Genomic DNA, 2,249 nt, shown 5'->3' on the forward strand with positions numbered 1-2,249 from the left:
GTGTATCACAACACCTAAAGGTACAAATATCGTTAATTGGTTGATTGGTTAAGTGGTTGTAAATCTGGATTTATCCCATATTTGCAAAATAATCGAACACTTCATTTTTTAACAATCGTAACATTTTAAAATTATGACTATAACTTACCTAATCAACCATTCAACCAGTAAACTTTTCAACGGCGTCTGAAGGTAAGTGCAAAAACGGCAGAACGTTTCTTAATTAAATCCTGTTTCATCATTTATTGGCTTTCTAATATAACCAGCATCTATCAGAGTTTTGTAATTTTGTTGACTATCATGCCACCAGGTTTCGCCATTTACGTCGATACCGGTCTGCCATAACAAGAACGCAGTCGTAAGTCCCACAATCGTTTGCTGGACTGTTTGGCGGCTGAAGCGCTTTTCGCCTTTGCCGCACACGAGCGAACATTTTCCGTCCACTGGAAATTCAAAATGACAGTGGCTTGTGTCCTCAACTTTAATCACCTTAAACTGCGGGGCCAGTACATATGGATCCAATCCATTATTGTTCGCGTTACATGCGGATGGTGCGGCAATTAATCCGAAAAATGGGACAACCAGGTTAGGTGCTATTTTCTTCCCTAATTCCTGGTGATCCACCATATCAAGGCCAAAGAAGGCCCGTGTATTTTTATCCAAATTTGCTGCCACCATGGCGGCCAAACCACCGGCCGAGAATCCGACGTATATGACCTTATCTGCGTTTAATTTCTGTGATAGCGCAACCATGTCGGCACCATTCCGATCATGATTCCCGGCCCACAATTTTGAATTGCAAAATTCCAAGTTAACAACGGATAAACCCCAACTCACCAGGTGTTGAGCCAAATATGCCATCTTGTCTTTACTTCGCATGAAACCATGGCCCAGCACGACAAGCACATCATTCGATATGACCCTCGGCCTGTAATACGTATAGGCAACTTCGCAGCCGGTAGACGATGTAAACTTATCTTCTATGCTTTCAAAAGGAATTTTGCCCTGATTTCGGTAATCAGGTCCAATTATAGTGTAGATATTCGTTCTAATGCTTTCAAAAGGAATTTTGCCTCGATTTCGGTAATCAGGTCCAATTATAGTATAGATATTCGTTCTATCTTCTGCGACCGGAATAGAAGGATTGCTGACGCAACCTGAACAAGACAGCCCGAATAAGATAGGTAAGGAGAGGAGGATTCTGGAAAATTTCATTGATTTTTGGTGATGCCGTGAACTTTTGCTTTTTTGTAATCAGGCGTATGGAACCATTTATTTGAGCAGACACCACTTATAAAGCAGTTAGGCGTCAATTCGGACCGTGACGGCGTGTTCCCGCACACCGTTGTTCCCGTATCCCAGAGCATTCCAATGGGCCGTCTCAGGCTGCCGGTGGCCGTTGGTATCGGTTGCCCGAGCCCTAATGGTATAGTCACCCCCGGACTTAACTTCCCATAAGAACTCCCAGCGACGCCAGGCGTATGGCTGCTCAAGTCCGATCAACTTGGACGGATGCCAGGAAGCACCGCCGTCGACCGACACTTCGACTTTTTCTATTCCGCCCTCGCCGGCATAAGCCGCTCCTCTGACCGGCACGTTGCCGACGGAAAGGACTTGATCTTTTGCGGGCTCGACGATGATGGATTTGACCTGGATGTCTTTAACCGCTTCGCCGGATTTGGGGTCTTCGCCTTTTTGAAACACCCGGTAGACCTTGTCCATAAAAAAGCCTTCAAAGGGCCGATCCAGAACTTCGATTCGGTGAACCCATTTGACACAGTTGGCCCCGGTCCATCCCAGGGCCAGCGCCCTCAACGGGTAACCGTGTTCAAGGGGCAGCGGCTCTCCGTTCATTTCATAGGCCAGCAGGGTCGAGGACATGGCCTTTTCAATCGGAATGCTGCGAATGAATTTTATGCCGGCCGATCCCAGTGGTTTATCGAATCCTTCAAAGCCCACGTGCCGGGCGTCATTCTTTAATCCCGCCAAGGCCAGCACGTCTTTCAGCCAGATGCCGCCCCAGACTGCATTGCCCACACCGCCGATGGTCCATGGATTTCCGGAGGCCTTCTCTTTTAATAGCGAGCGGCTGTTTCCGGAACATTCCAGGGTATCGGCCACCTCCACTTTGGGCAGGCGCCGGATGTCCTCGAAAGACAGAGAGAGTTCTTTTGTGACCAATCCATCAACACGCAGCACCCATTCCGATAGGCTGATCGGTGCGTCCGGGAACTGCCCCTGATTGCGCT

The 2,249-nt window shown here is 47.9% G+C and carries 2 protein-coding genes; both read right to left on the reverse strand.

The window, feature by feature from the left end; all coding sequences use genetic code 11:
• Positions 1–219: 219 nt before the first annotated feature.
• Positions 220–1,215 carry an alpha/beta hydrolase gene (locus tag Q0X89_RS17970; RefSeq protein ID WP_297696767.1) on the reverse strand — a complete coding sequence of 332 codons (996 nt, stop codon included), beginning with the start codon at positions 1,213–1,215 and terminating at the stop codon, positions 220–222.
• 87 nt (positions 1,216–1,302) lie between these two features.
• Positions 1,303–2,249: sulfite oxidase (locus Q0X89_RS17975; protein WP_297696770.1), on the reverse strand; the 947-nt coding region annotated here is incomplete at its 5' end.

This window comes from uncultured Eudoraea sp., assembly GCF_947258525.1.
In the GTDB taxonomy this organism is placed as follows: domain Bacteria; phylum Bacteroidota; class Bacteroidia; order Flavobacteriales; family Flavobacteriaceae; genus Eudoraea.